The sequence below is a fragment of the Streptomyces kunmingensis genome, assembly GCF_039533535.1.
Taxonomy (GTDB): domain Bacteria; phylum Actinomycetota; class Actinomycetes; order Streptomycetales; family Streptomycetaceae; genus Streptomyces; species Streptomyces kunmingensis.
In genome coordinates, this window is sequence record NZ_BAAATS010000018.1 from 277,425 (window position 1) to 293,327 (window position 15,903).

Consider the following 15,903-nt stretch of genomic DNA (forward strand, 5'->3'; position numbering starts at 1 on the left):
TTCGCCGTCACAGACAGCGCATAGCTCTACCCAAAGCTCACCCGGTTCATCCAAGAAGAGCTGACCAGCCCGTCCGACAGGTGCTCACCAGCCCATCCGGCACGCGATCGCATAGCGCCTCGATCGCGTGTCTCCTACGCTCGATTCAGGGCACCCGGCCCGCACGGAACAGGTGAGGAAGGGAGCCATTCATGACAGTCGACCCCAGCGATCCCGAGACCTTCGAGGCGAACGAACCCCCCGAGATCGACGTGGAGGCGCCGGAGGCGGACACCGCCGAGCAGTTCATGGAGGTCTCCCCGGGCCAGGAGGACGTACCGGAAGAGGTGGCCGATCCGGACGGCGCCGACGAGGGCGACCGGGTCGAGCAGGCCCGGGTCGTCGCCATCGACGAGGACGACTACCGGTGACGGTGACGAGTTCGGCGAAGGGCGTGGCAGTATGCGCCGCTTTGCACATGTAGGGGCGCTACGTGCGGCTATCGCTGCCGTCCGGTCCGTGAAATTCTGCGCTCGCACCGCGCACATCACGGTTACCCAAAAGTACGATGACGGCGCGGCGCACACCGCGCACGAACAATTTTGGGAGGCGGCGTGACAGCCATCGAGCAGACGGAGGCAGCGCGCCCCAAGGGCACGCGTTTGCCGCGCCGAGCCCGACGCAATCAACTTCTGGGTGCGGCCCAGGAGGTTTTTGTCGCGCAGGGGTACCACGCGGCCGCGATGGACGACATCGCCGAACGGGCCGGCGTCAGCAAGCCGGTGCTCTACCAGCACTTCCCGGGCAAGCTCGACCTGTACCTGGCCCTGCTCGACCAGCACTGCGAATCGCTGCTGCAGTCGGTCCGCACGGCGCTCGCCTCCACGTCGGACAACAAGCAGCGCGTGGCGGCGACGATGGACGCCTACTTCGCGTACGTGCAGGACGACGGCGGCGCGTTTCGGCTGGTCTTCGAGTCGGACCTGACGAACGAGCCGGCGGTGCGCGAGCGCGTCGACCGGGTCAGCCTGCAGTGCGCCGAGGCCATCTCGGACGTCATCGCCGAGGACACGGGCCTGTCCAAGGACGAGTCGATGCTGCTGGCCGTGGGTCTGGGCGGCGTCTCCCAGGTCGTCGCGCGCTACTGGCTGTCCAGCGAGAGCCCGGTCGAGCGTGACAAGGCCGTACAGCTGCTGACGTCGCTGGCCTGGCGGGGCATCGCGGGGTTCCCGCTGCACGGCGCCGACCAGCACTGACCGGCGCTGGGCACCTTTCGCGCGCCCTCTGCCCCGCGCGCACACCGGTCACGCATTTTTGTTCCCGTCCCGCTGTTCGCTCTTGGCGTGCAGCCGGGGCACCAGGTGCCTCGCCTCACCGGGCTAATGTTTGCTGCGTACGGCGCGCGGTCGTCCGCGCACATCACGGATCGTCGGAGGGACAAGGCCGTGGAGGTCAAGATCGGCGTGCTGCACACGCCCCGCGAGATCGTTCTGGAGAGCGGCCAGTCCGCCGAGGAGGTCGAGAGCGCGGTGTCCGAGGCGTTGTCCGGCAAGGCGCAGCTGCTGTCCCTGACGGATGAGAAGGGCCGCAAGGTGCTGGTACCGGCCGAGCGCCTCGCCTATGTGGAGATCGGCGAGCCGGCGGTGCGCAAGGTGGGCTTCGGCCCGCTCTAGGGCACGAGGAGCACTCAGGGGGCTCCTAGGTACTCCTAGGAGCTCTTGGGCACCGGAAGGCGCCCGGAGCGCCGGTAGGCGATGCAAGCGCGGTAGAAGCGCAGTAGGAACGCAGTAGAAGCAGTACGAGAGGGCCTGACGGCGAGTGTGCCGTCGGGCCTTCTTCACATTCACAGGGCACGCACAGCGGATGCACTTGGGGAGGATTGCGTTCCGGGTGCCAGGGGTAGACCGGCTAAGACCGATTTGCACCCACTGGCAGCGCGGGAGGGACCCTCACTATGCTTCTTGAAGCACTCGGCTCCGCACTGCTCGGCCTGGCCCTCGCGTGGGCCGCGGGCCTGCGTGTGCCGCACCGTCTTCCGTCGCGCACCCTTGTGCTGCCGACCGGAGTCGCGGGCGCCCTGTTCGGGGCGTTCATCACCCACAGCGCGCTGGGCGCGGGCCATTCGCTCGCCACGCTCTTCGGCGCGCTCGTCATCTCCGCGGCCCTGCTGTCGCTGCTGCTCCGCCCGACCCGGGAGCGGGGAAGAGCACACCAGCTGAGCCCCAACGCGTAGGCCGGACGGCAACAAGCCCGGACGGCAGCAAGCCCGGACGGCGCCGGGCCCGGTCCGGCCGGCGCAGACACGGCCTCCGGGGCCTCGGCGCAGCCGGGCTGGTAACAGGCCCTACGCGGCGAGGCCCAGCGCCGCCATCCGCTTGGTGTGCGCCTCGGTGATGCGCGAGAACATCCGACCGACCTCGGCCAGGTCGAAGCCGTCGGCCACGCCCCCGACCAGCATCGTCGACAGGGCGTCGCGGTCCGCGACCACACGCTGCGACTGCGACAGGGCCTCGCCCATCAGCCGTCGCGCCCACAGCGCGAGCCGTCCGCCCAGGCGCGGGTCGGCGTCGATCGCCGCACGCACCTTCTCCACGGCGAACGAAGCGTGCCCGGTGTCGTCGAGCACCGCGAGGACCAGGGAGCGGGTGTCCGAGTCGAGCCGGGCCGCGACCTCCCGGTAGAAGTCACTGGCGATCGAGTCGCCCACGTACGCCTTGACCAGGCCTTCCAGCCAGTCCGACGGGGCGGTCTGCTTGTGGAAGCCGTCGAGGGCGCCGACGAACGGGTCCATCGCGTCGGTCGGCTCGACACCGATCTCCGAGAGCCGGTTCCGCAACTGCTCGAAGTGGTGGAACTCGGCGGAGGCCATCTTCGCCAGCTCCGCCTTGTCGCCCAGCGTCGGCGCCAGCTTCGCGTCCTCGGCGAGCCGCTCGAACGCCGCCAGCTCTCCGTACGCGAGGGCGCCGAGCAGGTCGACGACGGCTGCGCGGTAGTTCGCGTCCGCGGACGCGGTGGCCCAGTCCTGGGCGGCGATACCGGTCGCAGCGGGGGTCGCTTCGGTGGACGGTGTGGCGTTGTCAGGCGTCTCCATGAAGCGCACAATAGCCCGCCTGCCACCCCCCGGAACGCCCTGGTCAAAGAGTGTGACGACGACGACGTGACCAATTCGGCCATCGCACATGCGGGTTTCCGGGGTATGGTGGTAAAGAGCCCGCCGAGTGCAAGCCCGATTCCTGGTGTTTGCGCGTACATGCGACGGGCCGCACGAATGAGGATGCCCGGTCGGAGGCCCGATCGGCTCCGACCCGACAGCCCTCCAGCCGGTCCGTCACACGACGTACGGCACGAGGAGGGGCCCTCAGCGGTACGAGCGCTCGAGCGTCGGCAGTGGTCCCGCGTCACCCGGTCCACCCGCACCCGCGGATCGAGACCGGCGTAACACCGGCACGGTCACGACCCCCGCGTTCGCCTCGCACCGCACCTCACAGAAGAGGCAGCACCCTGACTACGCAGACTTCCACTTTCCGTCAACTGGGCATTCTGCCCGAGACCGCCGAAGCCCTCGAGGCCGTCGGCATCGTCACCGCCTTCCCCATCCAGGAGATGACCCTCCCCGTAGCCCTCTCCGGCTCGGACGTCATCGGCCAGGCCAAGACCGGCACGGGCAAGACCCTCGGTTTCGGACTGCCGATCCTGGAGCGCGTCACCGTTCCCGCGGACGTCGAGGCGGGCCGGGCCAAGCCCGAGCAGCTCACCGACGCCCCGCAGGCGCTCGTCGTCGTCCCGACCCGCGAGCTGTGCACGCAGGTGACCAACGACCTGCTGACCGCCGGCAAGGTGCGCAATGTGCGCGTTCTCGCCATATATGGCGGTCGCGCCTACGAGCCCCAGGTCGAGGCCCTGAAGAAGGGCGTCGACGTGATCGTCGGCACCCCTGGCCGCCTGCTCGACCTCGCCGGGCAGAAGAAGCTCAACCTCTCGCACGTGAAGGCGCTCGTCCTCGACGAGGCCGACGAGATGCTCGACCTGGGCTTCCTGCCCGACGTCGAGAAGATCATCAACTACCTTCCGGCGAAGCGTCAGACGATGCTGTTCTCGGCGACCATGCCGGGCGCCGTCATCGGCCTCGCCCGCCGCTACATGTCGCAGCCGACGCACATCAGCGCCACCTCGCCGGACGACGAGGGCGCGACCGTGCGCAACACCGCGCAGCACGTGTACCGCGCGCACAACATGGACAAGCCCGAGATGGTCGCGCGCATCCTGCAGGCCGACGGCCGCGGGCTCACGATGATCTTCTGCCGGACGAAGCGGACCGCCGCCGACATCGCGGAGCAGCTGCAGAAGCGCGGCTTCGCCTCCGGCGCCGTCCACGGTGACCTCGGGCAGGGCGCGCGCGAGCAGGCGCTGCGCGCGTTCCGCAACGGCAAGGTGGACGTGCTCGTGTGCACGGACGTCGCCGCGCGCGGTATCGACGTCGACGACGTGACGCACGTCATCAACTATCAGACGCCCGAGGACGAGAAGACGTACCTCCACCGCATCGGCCGCACCGGCCGCGCGGGCAAGAAGGGCATCGCGATCACGCTGGTCGACTGGGACGACATCCCGCGTTGGCAGCTGATCAACAAGGCGCTCGACCTGAAGTTCAACGACCCGGTCGAGACGTACTCCTCCTCGCCGCACCTGTACGAGGAGCTCAGCATCCCGGTCGGCACCAAGGGTGTCCTGCCGCGCGCTGAGCGCACGCGTGCCGGGCTCGGCGCCGAGGAGATCGAGGACCTGGGCGAGACCGGTGGCCGTGGCGCGTCGCAGCGCGGCCGCGGTGGCCGTCCCGACCGTGACCGTGACCGTGACCGCGGTGGCCGTTCCTCGCAGGACCGCGACCGCGGGGGCCGTGACCACGACCGGGATCGCGACCGGGACCGTGACCAGGAGCGTTCCGCCCGTACGCCCCGTCGCCGTCGCCGCACGCGCAACGGTGAGCCGGTGGCCGCCGCGGAGACGACCGCCACCGCCGCCACGCCGACCACGCCGCTCGCGGAGGACGCCTCCGAGCCGAGGACGCCGCGTCGCCGTCGTCGTACGCGCGGTGCCGCGCAGGCCGCTCCCGCTCCCGCCGCAGAGGCCGTCGTCGAGACGGTCCAGTCGGTCGAGACGGTTGTCGCGCCGGTGAGCGAGCCGGTGACCGAGTCTGCCGCCGAGGCCGAGGCCCCGGCCAAGCCGCGTCGCCGTACCCGCAAGAAGGCGGAGACCGCCGTCGAGTCGGCCGAAGCCCCGGCAGCCGTGGCCGAGCCCGTGACGCCGGTCGCCGAGCCCGTCGAGGCCGAGGCCCCGGCCAAGCCGCGTCGTCGTACGCGCAAGAAGGCGGAGGCCGCTGTCGAGACGGCCGAGGCCGTGGCGCCGGTCGCGGAGCCCGTCGAGGCGGAAGCCCCGGCAGCCACCAAGCCGCGTCGTACGCGCAAGAAGGCGGAGGTCGCCGTCGACACGGCGGAGGCCGTCGAGGCCAAGCCGGCCCGTACGCGCAAGAAGGCCGTTGCCGCCGCTCCGGCGGAGGCGGAGGCCGTCACCGAGGCGCCTGCCGCCGAGGACAAGCCGAAGCGCACCCGCAAGAAGGCCGTCGCCGCTGTTCCGGCGCAGGCCGAGGCCGTCACCGAGGCGCCCGCCGCGGAGACCAAGCCGAAGCGGACCCGCAAGAAGGCGGAAGCCGTCGTCGACACGGTCGAGGCCGCAGAGGCTAAGCCGAAGCGCACTCGCAAGAAGGCCGCGGCTCCGGCCGAGGCCGCCGCGGACGCCGTCGAGGCCGCGCCGAAGCGCACCCGCAAGAAGGCCGTCGCCGCTGTTCCGGCGCAGGCCGAGGCCGCCTCCGACGCGCCCGCCGCCGAGGACAAGCCGAAGCGGACCCGCAAGAAGGCCGTGGCCAAGGCCCCCGACGCCTGATCAGCACCGCGCCCAGAGGCCCGGATCCCGCTCTGCGGGGTCCGGGCCTCTGCCGTGGCCCCCTTGGGCGCCCGGACACCGCGCCGCGTAACCTCGCCGCATGAGCAGGCCCCCGACCTTCGCCCCGCCGCCCGGCACCCGCGCCCATGTCCTGCGCACCGCCAGAGGCGACTTCGCCGCGCTCGCCGGTGAGCCGGAGTCCGGTCCCGTGCGGGGAACCGCGCTGCTGCTTCCGGGGTTCACCGGGAGCAAGGAGGACTTCATCGCGCTGCACGGACCGTTGAGCGCGGCCGGATATCGCTGTGTCTCCGTCGACGGGCGCGGCCAGTACCAGACAGAGGGCCCCGCGGACGACGAACGCCCCTACGCGCAGGCGGAGTTGGCACAGGACGTGCTCGCACAGGCCGCGGCGCTCGGCCCGGCGAAGGTGCATCTGCTCGGGCACTCGCTGGGTGGGCTGGTGGCTCGTGCCGCGGTGATCGCGGACCCGGCCCCGTTCGCCTCGCTGACGCTGATGGCCTCGGGCCCGGCCGCCGTCTCGGCGTCGCAGCAACAGCGCGTCGAGCTGTTGCAGGGCGCGCTCGCCTCGCTCGGCATGGCGCAGGTGTGGGAGGCCATCCAGGCGCTGGAGGCAGCCGATGACGTGGTCGACGTGCGCGGGGACGAGGAAAATCTGCGGCAGCGCTGGCTGAGCAACAGTCCGGCCCAGCTCATCGCCACCGGGCGGCAGTTGACGACCGAGCCCGACCGGGTCGAGGAGCTGGCCGCGGTCGCGCCGCCGGTGCACGTACTGTCCGGGGAGCGGGACGATGCCTGGCCGGTGCCGCTGCTCGACGACATGGCGCGGCGCCTCAGGGCCGAGCGTACGGTGATCGCCGGCGCCGAGCACTCCCCCAACACCGACCGCCCGGACGAGACGGCCGCGGCGCTCGCCGCCTTCTGGGACCGACACCCGGCCCCGGCCGAGTAGCGCTTCCGGACCGCCCCGGCCGAGTAGCGCTTCCGGACCGCCCCGGCCGAGTAGCGCTTCCGGACCGCCCCGGCCGAGTAGCGCTTCCGGACCGCCCCGGCCGGGTAGCGCTTCCGGACCGCCCCGGCCGGGGAGCGCGGCCGGGGGCGCTTCTAGAACTGGGCGTGCAGATGCGCCCAGAACCCGTCCCGCAGCGCCCGCCGCAGGTCGGACTGGCCGCGCAGCGAGTACTGGAGAACCCCCTCCGCCTCGACCAGCAGGTCCTGGTCCACGGGGCCCGGCAGATAGGGGTGGCCGGGCAGCACGTCGGCGAACGCCTCGCGCCCGCGCTCCCCGAGCCACTGCGCCGCGATCCGGGCCCCGGCGAACCGGACCTGCTCGCGGGTGGGGCGCGGCGCGTCCGCGTTCTCGTACGAGGTGATGGCGCGTCGGGTCACGTACGGCTTGAAGAAGTCGAGGTCGAGCGTGCGCTCGCTGTCGACCTCCCACAGGAGCGGCTCCGCCTGGTTGCGGCCGTCGGGCGCCTCGATGCCCCACAGGTGGACGCGGGCGCCGTAGCCCTGCGCCGCCTCCACGGCGGAGACCAGGTCCTCGTCGCCGCCGAGCAGGGCCGCGTCGCTGATCGCGCGGTGCCGGGCGAGGGACTCCAGATCGCTGCGGATCAGGGAGTCGACGCCCTTCTGCTGGTTGTTCGCGTTGAGGTTGCCCAGACGGACCTTGACGTCGGGCAGCGCGGCGATCGACTGCTGCTCGGTGGTGTGGATACGCCTGCGCGCACCGTCGTACCAGTAGACGCGCAGCAGCCGGCTGTCCGCGAAGATCGTACGGGCCTTGTCGATCAGGGCGTCGATGAGTCCCTCGGCGTCCAGGTCGAAGGAGCGCCGGTCCTCCGTACCTGCGACGAGGCGGCCCGCCGCCGCGTACAGATATCCCGCGTCCACGAAGATCGCGTGCGTGGACGGCGTCTTGGCGACCTCGGCGAGCATCCGCCTGAGCAGGTCGTTCGTCATGTCGAGTCGGGCCTCGACGGCGGCGAGAGGGCCCTCCGCGTTGGTTGCGTTCATTGCGGCCCATTGTCCTGGGCGTCACGCCCTGTGCACAACCGGCCCCGCTACCCGCGGGTAATTAGGTACGCGAAAAATTTCTTTAGCGTAGGGAATGTTTGCTGGGGGCAACTCGTTGTACCCATATAGAACGCGGGGCACTCTAGCCACGCAATCCACTCTTAACGGCCAGGCAACCGCCTGGCCGTACGGCAGGTCGAGACTGTGTCATACGCCCTGCACCAGTAGTTCTCCTTCAGGAGGATCACCAGACGAAGGGAGAAGCCCTTGCGCTTCGAGATCATGCGACTGGACGACGTCGACGGCAGTGCCGTGGACACCACCGTCGTGGACGCCGCCTCCGTCAACCGGATCGTTCAGCAGGCCGCCGCCATAGGGCAGCGCCTCTACATCCGCCCGGCCGAGTCGTCCGCCTCATAACGGCGTAGCGACTCACACACTTCGAAGCCCCCGTACGCGCGATGCGTGCGGGGGCTTCGCATGTCCGGCCGCGGCGACCACGGCCTGCACGGCTCTGTCCGCGGCGACCACGGCCCGCACGGCTGTCCGGCCGCGGCAGCCATGGCCGTCACGGTGCTCAGCTGTTCTGGATCACCTGGGTCACGCCGTTGATGATCTGCTGCACGGCGATCGCCGAGAGCATCATGCCGGCGAGCCGGGTCACCAGGACCACGCCGCCATCCTTGATGATGCGGATGATCACCAGCGAGTAGCGCATGACGAGCCACAGGACCACGTGGATGGCGATGATCGCCGTCCAGACGGAGAGCTGCGTCGTGACCGAGTGCGCCTTCTGGACGGCGAGGATCACGGAGACGATCGCACCCGGCCCGGCGAGCAGCGGCATGCCGAGCGGGACGAGGGCGACGTTCACGTCCTTCGTCTGTTGCGGCTCGTCGGTCTTGCCGGTGAGCAGGTCGAGCGCGATCAGCAGGAGCAGCAGCCCGCCCGCGATCATCAGGGCCGGGACCGAGACATGCAGGTAGTCGAGGATCTGGTGGCCCAGGACACCGAAGACGGCGATGACACCGAAGGCGACGCACACCGCCTGGAAGGCCATGCGCTTCTGGACCTTGGCGGGGCGGCCCGCGGTGAGGGCGAGGAAGATCGGGGTGATTCCGGGGGGATCCATGATCACAAAAAGCGTGAGAAAGAGGGATCCGAAAACGGCGACATCGAACACGGTGAGGGCTTGCCTTGCGGGAGTTGAGCCGGAGCGCGCCCGTGGGGCGCGCGAGCTGAGCGGAAGGGGGAGGGAGGGGAAGGGAGGGGAAGGGGGAGGGCGTGCCGGGTGAGGGCGCGGATCAGCGGGGCATCAGGTCAGTGGGTCAGTAGGCCATTGGGCCGGCGGGTCAGAGGCGATCGGGGCAGCGGGCCGTCGGGCCAGCGGGCCGTCGGGGCAGCTGATCCGACGAGGCGTCCACCGGTCGGGCGAGGCATCCGCCGGTCGGGCGAGGTGCCGGCCGGCCAGGCGAGGTGCCGGTCGTTCAGGCGAGGCGTCCGCCCGCGCCCGGCACAGGGAAGGCGCCCGTGGCGCGGCGCGTGATCTCCCCGTAGATCTCGGGGTCCGTCGTGTACTCGCCGAGCACGCACGTCTTGCGGCTGCCGTGGTAGTCCGAGGAGCCGGTGGTGAGCAGGCCGACGTCGGCGGCGAGGCCGCGCAGCCGGTCCCGGGTCTGCGGGTCGTGATCCATGTGGTCGACCTCGATGCCGTCGAGGCCGGCCGCGGCCAGCTTCGCGATCGCCGACTCGGGGACCGTCCGGCCGCGCTTGGCGGCGCCCGGGTGCGCGAAGACGGTGACGCCGCCGGCGGCCTTGACCAGGCGGATCGCCTCGAAGGGGTCCGTCTCGTGCTTGTCCACGTACGCGCGGGCGCCGTCGGCCAGCCACTCGGGCGTGAAAGCGTCGGAGACCGTGGGTACGACGCCGAGTTCGACGAGCGCGGAGGCGATGTGCGGGCGGCCGACCGAGCCGTCACCGGCGATCCGGGCCACCTGGTCCCAGGTGACGGGGACACCGAGGTCGTTCAACTTGGCGATCATGCTCTTGGCGCGTGGGACCCGGTCGTCGCGGACCAGCTCGCGCTCGGCGAGCAGCTCGGGCTCCTCGGGGTCGAAGAGGTACGCCAGCATGTGCATGCCCACGCCGTCGAGGCGGCAGGAGAGCTCGGCGCCGGTGACCAGAGTCAGGCCCGTCGAGAGTCCGTGGAGCGCGGCGATCGCCTCGGCGTGGCCGCGGGTGGAGTCGTGGTCGGTGAGCGCCACTACGTCCAGTCCGGCCGCGGCGGCGTTTCGCACCAGCTCGGCCGGGGTGTCCGTGCCGTCGGACGCGGTGGAGTGGGTGTGCAGGTCGATGCGCACGGCTGCGTACTCCTCCAGGCTCGGACGGACGGGGTTCGGCCCCGCCTCGGACAGAACTCATACGGAAGGGGACGCTCAAGAGTAACGGGGATTTCGAACAACCCCGTCACCACCGAACCGGGACCGGGCCCCTTACGGCTCGGGAGGTCCAGGGCCGGCCCCGAACTGCTACCGCTCGGACGGTCCAGGGCCGCCCCCAACTCCTGCCGCCCGCACGGTCCAGGGCCGCCCCCGAACTCCTACCGCCCGCACGGTCCAGGGCCGCCCCCGAACTCCTACCGCCCGCACGGCCCAGGACAGCCCCCGACTCCTACCGCCCGCACGGCCCAGGACAGCCCCCGACTCCTACCGCCCGCACGGCCCGGGGCCGCCCCCGAACTCCTACCGCCCGCACGGCCCAGGACAGCCCCCGACTCCTACCGCCCGCACGGCCCAGGACAGCCCCCGACTCCTACCGCCCGCACGGTCCAGGGCCGTCCGGACGGTCCAGGACAGCCCGGCGGTCCTTACGGCTCGCCGCCCTGAAGGATTCGCGGCGACAGCGCCCCGCACGGCAGCAGGTCCACCTCGGCGCCCGCGTCGCGCAGGTCCGTGATCACCAGCTCGTCGTACATCAGCAGTCCGGACTGCTCGGGCCAGACGACCGCCCACAGCCACAGCCCGCGCGCCTCACCGGCGAAGACGGCGCGGTCGTCGGGGGTGCCGGAGACGTGCCACATCGGCGTGGGCCGGCCGGCCGCGAGAAGCTTGGCCTGCGGCGGTCCCGATACGTCCATGTAGGGGCCCGGGTCGGGTCCGTCGATGCCCGCGTAGCGCGCGCCGAGTCCGACGCCGAGCTCCTCGGCGACGAGCACCAGTTCACCGATGCCGCCGAGCGGTCCCGGGCCCGAGCAGGCGACGGCGGTGGCGCGGCCGCCGGTGCGGTCGTCCCCCGCGTTGGCCACGCCCGTGAACAGCCAGCCGACGGGCAGCGGCCACGGCATCCAGACGGGTACATGGGCGCGGCGCACGACGACACTGAGGGCCTCGACGCTGGGCGGGATCACGGGCTGAAGCGGGTGCACCGCCCCGTGCGCATCGCACTGCCAGGAGTCGGCAAAGAGGCCGGGAGCCCTGACCCGGCCACCACACTTCGGGCAACTGGGTTCGCCCCTCATAAAGCCCCACAGTCCTCCCCGTCCCGCGTCGCGTCAAGGACGATCACCCGTCCGGAGGTGGCCGCCCCGGTGTCTCGGCCCCGGAGAACCGGACCAATGTAGATGTAGCTTGCATTCATTAGCCTGGCTAACTTATTATATGTATAGGCCAACGATCTGATACGGACCATACGGACAAGGAGCCCGGTATGAGCCACAGCAGTACAGGAGGTCCCGCCGAAGGGGACACTCTCGACGCAGGTGCGACCAGCATCCTGCGTCAGCCGAAGGCGGTCTGGGCGACCGCCGGGGCATCCGTCGTCGCCTTCATGGGCATCGGGCTCGTCGACCCGATCCTGCCGTCGATCGCCAAGGGCCTCGAGGCGACGCCCAGCCAGGTCTCCCTGCTCTTCACCTCCTACTTCCTCATCACCGCCGTCGCGATGCTGGTGACCGGGTTCGTCTCCAGCCGCATCGGCGGCAAGAAGACCCTGCTCGTCGGGCTCGCGCTCGTCGTGCTCTTCGCCGCGCTCGCCGGAACCTCCGGCTCCGTCGGTGAACTCGTCGGCTTCCGCGCCGGCTGGGGTCTTGGCAACGCGCTCTTCGTCTCGACCGCCCTCGCCGTCATCGTCGGCGCCGCGGCCGGTGGCAGCGCCGCCGCGATCCTGCTGTACGAGTCCGCGCTCGGCCTGGGCATGGCGTGCGGGCCGCTGGTGGGCGCCCTGCTCGGCAACGCGAGCTGGCGCTACCCGTTCTTCGGCACCGCGGCCCTCATGGCCGTCGGCTTCGTCTGCATCACGGTGTTCCTGAAGGAGCAGCCCAGGCCCGCCACGAAGACGTCGATCCTGGACCCGATCAAGGCGCTGGGCCACGGCGGTCTGGCCTCCGCGGCGATCTCGGCCTTCTTCTACAACTACACGTTCTTCACCGTGCTGGCCTTCACACCGTTCGTGCTGAACATGACCCCGTACAAAAGCGGGGGCGTCTTCTTCGCCTGGGGTGTGCTGCTCGCGCTGTTCTCGGTGATCGTCGCGCCGCGCATGCAGGCCCGGTTCGGCTCGCTGAAGGTGCTCGGCGGTTCGCTGGTCCTGCTCGCCGTCGACGTACTCGTCCTCGGCTACGGCAACCACACCGCGGCCGTCGTCTGCACGATCCTGTCCGGCGCCTTCATCGGCGTGAACAACACCGTCTACACCGAGCTCGCCCTCGGCGTCTCCGACGCGCCGCGGCCCGTGGCCAGTGCCGGCTACAACTTCGTGCGGTGGTTCGCCGCCGCGGCCGCGCCGTTCTTCGCGCCGAAGATCGAGGAGTGGAGCAACATCCACATCCCGTTCGTGGTCGCCGCGATCACGGCGGTGCTCGGCGCGGTCGTCGTATGGGTGCGCCGCAACGCGCTCACCCACGAGGCCGCGGAACTGGAGCCGCGGCACGCCACCGAGGACAGCGTCACCGTCTTCGCCCAGTAGGAGCCATCTGCCAGTCGAGTGTCGGTCTATGGGTCCATGGGTCTGTGGGTCCTATGGGTCCTATGGGTCCTATGGGTCCTATGGGTCGAGTGTCAGTCGAGCGGGACGGACTTGCGCAGCGGATCGCGCAGGTCCGTGCCGCTGTTCAGCCACTTCTCCTGGAGCGCGGCCGCGCCGTGCACCCGCTTCCACGCGGCCTCGTTCTGCGTCATCGGCAGCAGCGGCAGGAAACGTACGGGATCCAGCGGATCGTCCAGCTCCAGGTCCTCCACCAGGCCGCCCGGCTCCGCCACGAGGACCGAGGTGAACGGGGCGCCCGGCCACAGCGCCTCCCCCACGTCCAGCGACGCACCCGGCGCCACGACGACCCCCTCGACCTGCGGCGACGCGGCCAGTACGGCCAGCGGGCGCAGCACCTTGTCCGTGTCGGCGAGACCGGCGCGGACCGTCAGGACCAGCTCGGCGCGCGGGCCCTTGACCGGGTCGGCGAGCGCCGCGGTGGGATCGGACATCGGGGACGCGGACATGCCGAGGCTCGCGTACCGGACCAGAGCCCCGTCACCGTCGCTGCCGCCGTCTCTGCCGCCGCTGCCGCCGCCGGCGAAGCGGAGCACCTCGATCCGGTCCGTGCCCAGGAACGTGACCGCCGCGCGCGCGTCCGGCTCGCCCAGGGCCGTGGTCAGCCGGGCCTCCACCAACGCAAGAACTTCTGCCATCCCGCGAGCATAGAACTCGCATGCAATGGGTAAAGAAGGGGCTCGCCTCTGTCAGTCGGCTGATAGTCTTGGCCGCTGGTCGGGATGGTGCGCAGTGCGTACCCGCCGGAAGCTCTCGGAGTTCTCGAAGAACCGACCGCCAGACGTCCCCCACGGGGGACCGGCCGGAGGAGGTGGGGCTGTCATGGATCGAAGTCGACCGTGCAGTATCACCCGTTCTTCCGGCCTCTAGGCCCGCACGCCCCCTTCGCAGTCAGCAGAGAATCGTCTGCTTCCCGGGCTGCCCGCGTATGCCGGAAGAGCGCTTCGTCACCGCCTGATCTTTCACGATCGTCCTGATCTGAATCAGTAAGCGAAGCCGCCCCAGCGTCGGTGCGGTGCTCCCCGCTTTGTGGACGTGCAGCATGTCCGAACGGCACGGACGTCCTCATTCCGGGTAGTTCCACCCGCCGCGGCGCGACTCCCGCCCGCGAAGGAGCCTGCCCATGTCGATGATTCGCGACCTGCGTGCCGCCGTCCGCCCCTCGCTGCGCAAGAGCGTGGCCCCGTACGGCAATGAGGCCCGTACCTCGTACGACTCCACCCGCGACCCCTCGGCCGTCTCCGCGGTCGTCGACTGCGCCGTCTACCGCGACGGGGCACGCGCCGAAGCTCCCGCCTGCCTCACGCCGCGCGAGGCCCGCCTCCAGGTGCGGCGCGACGGGGGCTTCGCCTGGATCGGCCTGCACGAGCCGACCGAGGCCGAATTCGCCGGTATCGCCGCCGAGTTCGGGCTGCACCCGCTCGCCGTAGAGGACGCGGTGCACGCGCATCAGCGGCCCAAGCTGGAGCGGTACGACGACACGCTCTTCACCGTCTTCAAGACCATCCACTACGTCGAGCACGCCGAACTCACCGCCACCAGCGAGGTCGTGGAGTCCGGCGAGGTCATGTGCTTCACCGGGCGGGACTTCTTCATCACCGTCCGGCACGGCGGCCAGGGCTCCCTGCGGGCGCTGCGCCACCGCCTCCAGGACGACCCGGAGCTGCTCGCCAAGGGGCCGAGCGCCGTGCTGCACGCCATCTCCGACCATGTCGTCGACGGCTACATCGCGGTCGCCGACGCGATGCAGGACGACATCGACGAGGTCGAGACCGCCGTCTTCTCGCAGACCGGCAAGGGCGCGCCGCGCGGCTCCGACGCGGGCAGCATCTATCAACTCAAGCGCGAGGTGCTGGAGTTCAAGCGCGCCGTCGCCCCGCTGCGCCGCCCGCTGCAACTGCTGAGCGAGCGCCCGATGCGGCTGATCGACCCGGACATCCAGAAGTACTTCCGGGACGTCGCCGACCACCTGGAGCGCGTACAGGAGCAGGTCATCGGCTTCGACGAACTGCTCAACTCGATCCTCCAGGCCAACCTCGCACAGGCCTCCGTCGCCCAGAACGAGGACATGCGCAAGATCACCTCGTGGGCCGCGATCGTCGCCGTACCGACCATGGTGTGCGGCGTGTACGGCATGAACTTCAAGCACATGCCCGAACTGCACTGGCGCTACGGCTATCCGCTCGTCCTCAGTGTCACCGTCGCGGCCTGTTTCGCGATCCACCGGACCCTGAAGCGCAACGGCTGGCTGTGAGCGGACGGGGCCGCCCTCGTTACGCTTGCCCGCATGACGACTGAACTGCTCGATGCCGCCCTCGTCGAGGAGGCCACGAAGAAGTCCGGGCTCATCTGGGTCCGCGGCACGGGTCCCGAGCGGGCGCTGTGGCACGTGTGGCACGAGGGCGCGGCGCTCGTCGTCGGCGACGGGCCCGGCGAGCAGCCGCTGCCCGGCCTCGTCGACGGCGGCGCGGCCACGGTCACCGTGCGCAGCAAGGACAAGGGCGGGCGGCTCGTCGGCTGGCAGGCGAAGGTCGTGGAGCTCGGGGCCGGTACGGAGGCCTGGGAGGCGGCCGTGGGTGAGCTCAAGGGGAAGCGGTTGAACGCGCCCGACGGGGAGGCGATGCCTTTGCGCTGGTCGCGGGAGTGTCGGGTCGTTCGGCTCGAGCCCGTGCGGGGGGTGGCTGTGCTGCCCGCTTCGGACGGGGATCTGGCTGCTGTGCCGCTGCCGTCGGCGGCGACCACGCGGGACGCGGTCCCCGCGGGGGTGCCTCGTCTGTTGAAGCGGCGGAGGGCCAAGTAGGTTCGTTCATCCGGCGATCGGCCCGATCGAGCCTGATTAATCCCCATTAACCCCATCAAGCTCTATCAAGCCCGTCCGGCGATTGAGGACCGGGGTCCGGGGCGGAGCCC

Annotated in this window: 16 protein-coding genes; 10 read left to right on the forward strand and 6 right to left on the reverse strand. The window is 70.7% G+C overall.

The window, feature by feature from the left end; translation table 11 throughout:
* The first annotated feature begins 191 nt into the window (after window positions 1–191).
* The 4 genes from ABD366_RS22870 to ABD366_RS22885 all read left to right on the forward strand — a co-directional run bounded on the left by ABD366_RS22870 (window position 192) and on the right by ABD366_RS22885 (window position 2,212).
* Window positions 192–410 carry a hypothetical protein gene (locus ABD366_RS22870; protein WP_324771151.1) on the forward strand — a complete coding sequence of 73 codons (219 nt, stop codon included), beginning with the start codon at window positions 192–194 and terminating at the stop codon, window positions 408–410.
* A gap of 183 nt (window positions 411–593) precedes the next feature.
* Window positions 594–1,235, forward strand: a complete 642-nt coding sequence (locus ABD366_RS22875) for a TetR/AcrR family transcriptional regulator (RefSeq protein WP_324771150.1) — start codon at window positions 594–596, stop codon at window positions 1,233–1,235.
* A gap of 189 nt (window positions 1,236–1,424) precedes the next feature.
* A complete protein-coding gene (locus ABD366_RS22880; protein ID WP_324771149.1) occupies window positions 1,425–1,652 on the forward strand; it encodes a DUF3107 domain-containing protein in 228 nt (75 codons plus the stop codon).
* Window positions 1,653–1,933: 281 nt separating this feature from the next.
* A complete protein-coding gene (locus tag ABD366_RS22885) occupies window positions 1,934–2,212 on the forward strand; it encodes a hypothetical protein (protein WP_324771148.1) in 279 nt (92 codons plus the stop codon).
* A gap of 111 nt (window positions 2,213–2,323) precedes the next feature.
* Here ABD366_RS22885 and ABD366_RS22890 read toward each other — a convergent pair whose 3' ends face one another.
* Window positions 2,324–3,070, reverse strand: coding sequence for a ferritin-like fold-containing protein (locus ABD366_RS22890; RefSeq protein WP_324771147.1), 747 nt, complete (start codon window positions 3,068–3,070; stop codon window positions 2,324–2,326).
* 512 nt (window positions 3,071–3,582) lie between these two features.
* Between ABD366_RS22890 and ABD366_RS22895 the strand changes: the two genes are divergently transcribed.
* A complete protein-coding gene (locus ABD366_RS22895) occupies window positions 3,583–5,919 on the forward strand; it encodes a DEAD/DEAH box helicase (RefSeq protein ID WP_324771146.1) in 2,337 nt (778 codons plus the stop codon).
* Between the two features lie 100 nt (window positions 5,920–6,019).
* A complete protein-coding gene (locus ABD366_RS22900; RefSeq protein WP_324771145.1) occupies window positions 6,020–6,889 on the forward strand; it encodes an alpha/beta fold hydrolase in 870 nt (289 codons plus the stop codon).
* A gap of 152 nt (window positions 6,890–7,041) precedes the next feature.
* Here ABD366_RS22900 and ABD366_RS22905 read toward each other — a convergent pair whose 3' ends face one another.
* The gene (locus ABD366_RS22905; protein WP_324771144.1) at window positions 7,042–7,953 is read right to left on the reverse strand and encodes an NYN domain-containing protein; all 912 of its coding nucleotides are present in this window, start codon (window positions 7,951–7,953) and stop codon (window positions 7,042–7,044) included.
* A 267-nt stretch (window positions 7,954–8,220) separates the two neighbouring features.
* On the opposite strand from ABD366_RS22905, the gene ABD366_RS22910 reads away from it, so the two are divergent.
* Entirely contained in the window at window positions 8,221–8,373 is a 153-nt protein-coding gene (locus ABD366_RS22910) for a hypothetical protein (protein ID WP_324771143.1), read from the forward strand.
* Between the two features lie 157 nt (window positions 8,374–8,530).
* Here ABD366_RS22910 and ABD366_RS22915 read toward each other — a convergent pair whose 3' ends face one another.
* From ABD366_RS22915 to ABD366_RS22925, 3 genes are all read right to left on the reverse strand, one after another.
* Window positions 8,531–9,136: a MarC family protein gene (locus ABD366_RS22915; RefSeq protein ID WP_324771142.1), complete on the reverse strand. Its 606-nt coding sequence runs from the start codon at window positions 9,134–9,136 to the stop codon at window positions 8,531–8,533.
* Between the two features lie 304 nt (window positions 9,137–9,440).
* Window positions 9,441–10,313 (reverse strand): PHP domain-containing protein, encoded by an 873-nt coding sequence (locus ABD366_RS22920; protein ID WP_324771141.1) that lies wholly within the window; start codon window positions 10,311–10,313, stop codon window positions 9,441–9,443.
* A gap of 506 nt (window positions 10,314–10,819) precedes the next feature.
* A complete protein-coding gene (locus tag ABD366_RS22925) occupies window positions 10,820–11,470 on the reverse strand; it encodes a DUF6758 family protein (protein WP_324771140.1) in 651 nt (216 codons plus the stop codon).
* A 188-nt stretch (window positions 11,471–11,658) separates the two neighbouring features.
* On the opposite strand from ABD366_RS22925, the gene ABD366_RS22930 reads away from it, so the two are divergent.
* Window positions 11,659–12,915 carry an MFS transporter gene (locus ABD366_RS22930; protein ID WP_324771139.1) on the forward strand — a complete coding sequence of 419 codons (1,257 nt, stop codon included), beginning with the start codon at window positions 11,659–11,661 and terminating at the stop codon, window positions 12,913–12,915.
* A gap of 92 nt (window positions 12,916–13,007) precedes the next feature.
* Here ABD366_RS22930 and ABD366_RS22935 read toward each other — a convergent pair whose 3' ends face one another.
* On the reverse strand, window positions 13,008–13,631 hold the full coding sequence (locus tag ABD366_RS22935) for a suppressor of fused domain protein (protein ID WP_324771138.1): 624 nt from the start codon (window positions 13,629–13,631) through the stop codon (window positions 13,008–13,010).
* Window positions 13,632–14,116: 485 nt separating this feature from the next.
* On the opposite strand from ABD366_RS22935, the gene ABD366_RS22940 reads away from it, so the two are divergent.
* Both ABD366_RS22940 and ABD366_RS22945 read left to right on the forward strand, forming a co-directional pair.
* Entirely contained in the window at window positions 14,117–15,247 is a 1,131-nt protein-coding gene (locus ABD366_RS22940) for a magnesium and cobalt transport protein CorA (RefSeq protein WP_324771137.1), read from the forward strand.
* A 33-nt stretch (window positions 15,248–15,280) separates the two neighbouring features.
* Window positions 15,281–15,793: a hypothetical protein gene (locus ABD366_RS22945; protein ID WP_324771136.1), complete on the forward strand. Its 513-nt coding sequence runs from the start codon at window positions 15,281–15,283 to the stop codon at window positions 15,791–15,793.
* The last annotated feature ends 110 nt before the right edge of the window (window positions 15,794–15,903 follow it).

Excerpts from the sequence above, each read along its gene's own strand:
- ABD366_RS22870 (WP_324771151.1), top strand. The coding sequence starts at position 192 with ATGACAGTCGACCCCAGCGATCCCGAGACCTTCGAGGCGAACGAACCC.
- ABD366_RS22905 (WP_324771144.1), bottom strand. The coding sequence starts at position 7,953 with ATGAACGCAACCAACGCGGAGGGCCCTCTCGCCGCCGTCGAGGCCCGA.
- ABD366_RS22895 (WP_324771146.1), top strand. The coding sequence starts at position 3,583 with ATGACCCTCCCCGTAGCCCTCTCCGGCTCGGACGTCATCGGCCAGGCC.
- ABD366_RS22900 (WP_324771145.1), top strand. The coding sequence starts at position 6,020 with ATGAGCAGGCCCCCGACCTTCGCCCCGCCGCCCGGCACCCGCGCCCAT.
- ABD366_RS22885 (WP_324771148.1), top strand. The coding sequence starts at position 1,934 with ATGCTTCTTGAAGCACTCGGCTCCGCACTGCTCGGCCTGGCCCTCGCG.
- ABD366_RS22925 (WP_324771140.1), bottom strand. The coding sequence starts at position 11,470 with ATGAGGGGCGAACCCAGTTGCCCGAAGTGTGGTGGCCGGGTCAGGGCT.
- ABD366_RS22935 (WP_324771138.1), bottom strand. The coding sequence starts at position 13,631 with ATGGCAGAAGTTCTTGCGTTGGTGGAGGCCCGGCTGACCACGGCCCTG.
- ABD366_RS22945 (WP_324771136.1), top strand. The coding sequence starts at position 15,281 with ATGACGACTGAACTGCTCGATGCCGCCCTCGTCGAGGAGGCCACGAAG.
- ABD366_RS22930 (WP_324771139.1), top strand. The coding sequence starts at position 11,659 with ATGAGCCACAGCAGTACAGGAGGTCCCGCCGAAGGGGACACTCTCGAC.
- ABD366_RS22890 (WP_324771147.1), bottom strand. The coding sequence starts at position 3,070 with ATGGAGACGCCTGACAACGCCACACCGTCCACCGAAGCGACCCCCGCT.
- ABD366_RS22940 (WP_324771137.1), top strand. The coding sequence starts at position 14,117 with ATGTCGATGATTCGCGACCTGCGTGCCGCCGTCCGCCCCTCGCTGCGC.